The organism is Mesorhizobium sp. M7A.F.Ca.MR.362.00.0.0, assembly GCF_004023175.1.
In the GTDB taxonomy this organism is placed as follows: domain Bacteria; phylum Pseudomonadota; class Alphaproteobacteria; order Rhizobiales; family Rhizobiaceae; genus Mesorhizobium.
Map to the genome: position 1 here is coordinate 1,526 of NZ_RZTF01000390.1, position 4,469 is coordinate 5,994.

The following is a 4,469-nucleotide window of genomic DNA, read 5'->3' on the forward strand; positions in this document are numbered from 1 at the left end:
GAGCATCCGGTCGACATCGCCCGGTAGCAGCAACTGCAGCACCGTCGGGTTCGGAGCGAATCTTGCGAGAAGCGCCGGGCGGAGGTGCTTCATCCACCAGACTTCGAATAGCGCCGCGGGGGGGCTCGTGGCTTCAAGCCGGTGGTCCCAATTCCTGAGCAGATCGAGTGCCTTTTGCGGGACATCGTCCAAAAGTTGCCGGCCTGCAACTTTTTCAAGCACGCCGCAGATCGTGGCAGCCGGCCGAGAGTATACGTCCGTCTGCAACGCCATTGACGCGTTCAGCGTGTGTTTGGGATCGCTGGTGAGGACAGACCTGATGCGCCGGGTGCGGCTCACTTCCGCCCATTCATGGCCAATCGACGGGGCTTTCGGATCGCGGTCTGCCGGCAGGTTCATCTCGTTGGCGGAAGCCACGAAGCCCTCGGACGGATTGTATTTGCGCGGAAGTTGATTGGCAGGTAGGAAACCGTCCCATTCATGGCTGCCGTGGCCGGGCACAGGCAAGAGGCCTTCCCAGTTGCAGCGGACAGGCGTGAAACCGGCCGTGAACCAGCCGATATTGCCCTCCAAATCGGCGCTGACATGGTTGACCGAAGGCGTGCCCCAATGGGAAAGCGTTTCAGAAAAACCCTTCACCGAGTTGCTGCGCATGTAGGACAGGCTGCCGAGATAGGCGGCCGAGCCCGGTGACAGCCAGACGGAGCGCATGGCGATCACCAGCTGCTTCTTTGCATTCTCGTAAAGGATCGGGCCGTGTCGGGTGAAGGAGAGCGTCAGCGTCTGGTCGGCAAAGCCCTTGACCGAAAATGCCTCTTCGATACGGGCAATCTTCTCCCAGAGATCGCCATAGCGGTAGGAATCAGGATCGCCGTCCTTCGTCTCGTAGACGTATATGTCTTCCTGGTCGGCTGCAAAGATCGTGAGACCGAAGGCGATCTTCCCGTTGTGGCCGAGGGAAACGCCCGGCGCGGTCGGCTCGCCTGTGCCTATAACATTGAGCCCCGGCGCTTCCAGGTGCACGAGGTAACGTAGTGAAGGCACGGCATGCGCCCGGTGCGGATCACTCGCAAGGATCGGCCGGCCGCTTTCGGTTCGGGAGCCGTGGACGGCCCAGTTGTTGGAGCCTTCCTCCATCATTGCCTGGATGACGTCGCCGAGATCGGTCACGTCGGTCCACTTCCAGATATCGTCCAAGGTAGCGGCAAGGCGGGCCTTTTGGAAGGTGACCGGCGCGGTTGCGAGCTTGAAGAGGCGCGCTGCGGCAAGCGGAATATCGGCCAGCGAAATGCCTGCGGCCGCCTTCGGTTGGACCGGCGGGTCGATCTCGCAGCGCAGCAGATCCGTCTCGGCATCAGCCAGCGCCATGATGTTGGCGCGCAGGATCTCCGACAGCCCGTTGCCGGTCAGCGCGTGGGTGCGGACGCGGACAACATCTGGAGGCCTCCACCGGGCTGGTTTCGTACCGAACAGTGCAAATTCCGGTGGCAGGCGATCAGGCTCCGCTTCGCAGAGCGCAATATAGGCATTGATGCCGGCGGTGAACGCGATGCAAATCGATTCCGTATCCGGCGCGTAGGCTGTCCATTCCGGACCCAGGTCCCCACGGTAGAGGAAATGCCGGGCGGCATGGTCTTGGGCCACGTAGCCGGGGCCAAAATCCGCGCCGAGGAGGCCGAGGCCTCGCTTGCGCCACAGATCGATCTGCCAGAGCCGGTCACGGGCGGCATTGAACCCCTGCACCAAGAACAGGTCGTGTTCGCTTGCCGCCCTGATGTGCGGAATGCCCCAGTGGTCAATGCGGATCTCGGCCTCGGCCGCGAGGCCGGCCAGCCGGATGGTTTCGTCCGCAGGGGTATCGGTCATGGCAGTACGAGGCCCTATGAACCAAAGACAGCTACTGCTGATAACGGTGATGCCGCCATCGGTACTTCGGCGCATCTGACGTCCCGTGGCAGTCGCGAAAGACAGTCGGCAGTTGCAGCGCCGGCGGCACCCGTGACCAGAGATGCCAATTCCGACGAAGCCGCCCCTTTGCTCCGTTATGATTGCGCCCCCGGATTCCGGGATGATCTCGCCCCCTGGGGCTAGGGCTCTGCTAGCGTTGATTATTGTCATTTTGTATTCGTCAGGTGTCAAGCTTTTTGCGGCTGCTTCGCCGCAGGCTTTCGCCCGTCAGATCGATGCGGTGTGCATGGCACAGTAAAGTTATCAGCGGATTGATGCAGCGATAGCTGGCCGGGTTGTCGTTCTCATTGCTAAATTTATTTTTTTGCATTGGCCGACCACCATTTTCCTATACACTGAGCGTATGTAATGTGGTGCAACAAAAAGTTGAGTGTCGATGGAAGATGTTACTGAGGGAGAGGGCGCCGTTTCGGTGGCCCACGATGACCGGCCGGCGGCCGGAACACTAGGTGCGGATCTGGCGCCACTTAGGAAGTACGCTCGACTGGGCGATCTTGCCTATGACGCCATGAAAGAGCGCCTAGTGCGCGGCGCCTTTGAACCAGGGCGCAAATTGACAGTGCGCGCCGTTGCAGATGCACTCGGTGTGAGCTCTATTCCAGCGCGCGACGCCCTGAATCGCCTGGCCACGAAGGTGCGCTCATCTACTCGGGGCCAAAGACAGTCATCGTGCCCTATTTGACAATGCCCGCACTTGAGGAAATTACGACCATGCGGCTCGCCCTTGAGGGAGTGGCCGCAGAGCGGGGCGCGACAAATGCTCCAGCGAATCTTGCGGACTCTCTCGAGGCGCTTCAGGGGGGATCAACAGAGGGCTCGAAAGACAACGTTATGCCGACGTTCTTTGGGCGAACATGGAATTCCACTTCGCGGTCTACAAGTGCTGTGGCATGCCGTATCTGTTGTCGACAATTGAAACCCTTCGGTTGCGGATTGGCCCTTCTTTTCACGACTTATACCCGGAATTCGCAATTCAGAAGTATGGCGTACACAATATGGTTATCGGCGCCTGAGGCAGGCTATTCGTGCGCGAGCGGATTAATCGCGATTCGTTGGCGCGGCACCAGTCGATGACCGGTGGACTACAATAGTGGCTGTCGGCCCGGATCAGGATCCGGGTGTTCGGCCAGTTGCTCCGGGTCGCTCGCACGAGGCGGCGCAGGTGGGGGCGGATCTCATACCAAAGGTTCTGAGGGCTGACTCTCTAGGGGTTCCCGCCTCGATTGATCCGTGTTTCCTTGTCGCGAGGAGGATTCGGGCGATGGGATCAGCGGTGAAGATGCGGACGGACTATTCGGCTGTGGCGCTTCGGCGATTGGCGAAGGCGGCGAAGGACGTCAACCAGAGCAGGCGCTTGTTGTCGCTGGCTGGGGTCATGGACGGGATGAGCCGGGAAGATGCTGCACGGATCGGCGGCATGGACCGCCAGACGCTGCGGGACTGGGTGCATCGCTTCAACGAGGATGGCCCTGACGGAGTGAAGGATGCCTGGTATAGCGGCCCCATGCCGCGCCTGTCGCCGGAACAAAAGGCCGAACTGGCGCAAATCGTCGAGACGGGACCGGACCTGGCGGTTGACGGCGTGGTGCGCTGGCGGCGCATCGATCTGCAGCGCGTCATCGCGGATCGTTTCGGCGTCGCCTATCACGAGCGCTACGTGGGCAAGCTGCTGAAGGAACTCGGCTTCTCGCACATGAGCGCGCGGCCGCGCCATCCGGCGCAGGATGCCTGGATCGTGGAAGAGTTCAAAAAAACTTTCCGCGCACGCTAGACGCCCACCTCGCCGATCTGCCGAAGGGCAAGCCCGTCGAGGTGTGGTTTCAAGATGAAGCCCGAATTGGCCAGAAGAACGGTGTCGTGCGGCAATGGGCGCGCCGTGGCACGCGGCCCAGGCAGTCCGCCGACCAGCGCTATCAAAGCGCATACCTGTTCGGCGCCATCTGCCCGGCGCACGGCAAGGGAGCAGCGATGGCGCTGCCGTTTGCCGACACCGCGGCCATGCAGCTTCACCTCGACGAGATCAGCCGCCATGTGGCGCGCGGCGCGCACGCCGTGCTGCTACTCGACCGGGCAGGCTGGCACACGACCGCCAAGCTGAAGATGCCGAAAAACATCACGCCGGTGCTGCTGCCATCGCGAGCCCCGGAACTCAACCCGGTCGAGAACGTCTGGCAATATCTGCGCGCCAACTGGCTCTCCAACCGCGTCTTCGACGGCCACGACGCCATCATCGACGCCGCCTGCGAGGCTTGGCAGAAGCTCATCGCCCAACCCGAAACAATCACATCAATCGGAATGCGAGAGTGGGCTCACGTCGGTCGAGCTTCATGACCGTTGGTATCAGCCCCGCTCGGCCGTTTCGCCGGTCGCAGGACCGCACCGACGAACCGGCCGGCGCCATCGAACACAACAATCGGCTGGAAGCCATATTCGTCGTTACGGGCGTTGAAGAGGCGCAATTGCTGGTCGCCATGCACGGCATCAAAGGTGTCGTCAATGTC

The 4,469-nt window shown here is 61.5% G+C and carries 5 protein-coding genes and 2 pseudogenes; 3 read left to right on the forward strand and 4 right to left on the reverse strand.

Annotated features, from left to right (window positions below):
- Nucleotides 1–1,866: penicillin acylase family protein (locus EOC06_RS30920; protein ID WP_245470241.1), on the reverse strand; the 1,866-nt coding region annotated here is incomplete at its 3' end.
- Nucleotides 1,867–2,128: 262 nt separating this feature from the next.
- Nucleotides 2,129–2,278, reverse strand: a complete 150-nt coding sequence (locus EOC06_RS40365) for a hypothetical protein (RefSeq protein WP_164898822.1) — start codon at nucleotides 2,276–2,278, stop codon at nucleotides 2,129–2,131.
- Between the two features lie 198 nt (nucleotides 2,279–2,476).
- Between EOC06_RS40365 and EOC06_RS43945 the strand changes: the two genes are divergently transcribed.
- Nucleotides 2,477–2,650 carry a GntR family transcriptional regulator gene (locus EOC06_RS43945; RefSeq protein ID WP_245470242.1) on the forward strand — a complete coding sequence of 58 codons (174 nt, stop codon included), beginning with the start codon at nucleotides 2,477–2,479 and terminating at the stop codon, nucleotides 2,648–2,650.
- Nucleotides 2,651–2,822: 172 nt separating this feature from the next.
- Nucleotides 2,823–2,981 (forward strand): hypothetical protein, encoded by a 159-nt coding sequence (locus EOC06_RS45220; RefSeq protein ID WP_368773612.1) that lies wholly within the window; start codon nucleotides 2,823–2,825, stop codon nucleotides 2,979–2,981.
- A 41-nt stretch (nucleotides 2,982–3,022) separates the two neighbouring features.
- Here EOC06_RS45220 and EOC06_RS30930 read toward each other — a convergent pair.
- A pseudogene (locus EOC06_RS30930) lies at nucleotides 3,023–3,145 on the reverse strand (transposase); the annotation flags it as partial.
- 84 nt (nucleotides 3,146–3,229) lie between these two features.
- Between EOC06_RS30930 and EOC06_RS30935 the strand changes: the two are divergent.
- A protein-coding gene (locus tag EOC06_RS30935; protein WP_128309574.1) for an IS630 family transposase occupies nucleotides 3,230–4,299 on the forward strand; the annotation gives its coding sequence in 2 pieces (ribosomal slippage) (nucleotides 3,230–3,716 and nucleotides 3,716–4,299; 1,071 coding nt in all).
- Between the two features lie 11 nt (nucleotides 4,300–4,310).
- On the opposite strand, the pseudogene EOC06_RS30940 reads toward EOC06_RS30935, so the two are convergent.
- Nucleotides 4,311–4,469, reverse strand: a pseudogene (locus EOC06_RS30940) (transposase); the annotation flags it as partial.

Coding starts and splice junctions, on each gene's coding strand:
- EOC06_RS40365 (WP_164898822.1), bottom strand. CDS start 2,278: ATGCAAAAAAATAAATTTAGCAATGAGAACGACAACCCGGCCAGCTAT.
- EOC06_RS43945 (WP_245470242.1), top strand. CDS start 2,477: ATGAAAGAGCGCCTAGTGCGCGGCGCCTTTGAACCAGGGCGCAAATTG.
- EOC06_RS45220 (WP_368773612.1), top strand. CDS start 2,823: ATGGAATTCCACTTCGCGGTCTACAAGTGCTGTGGCATGCCGTATCTG.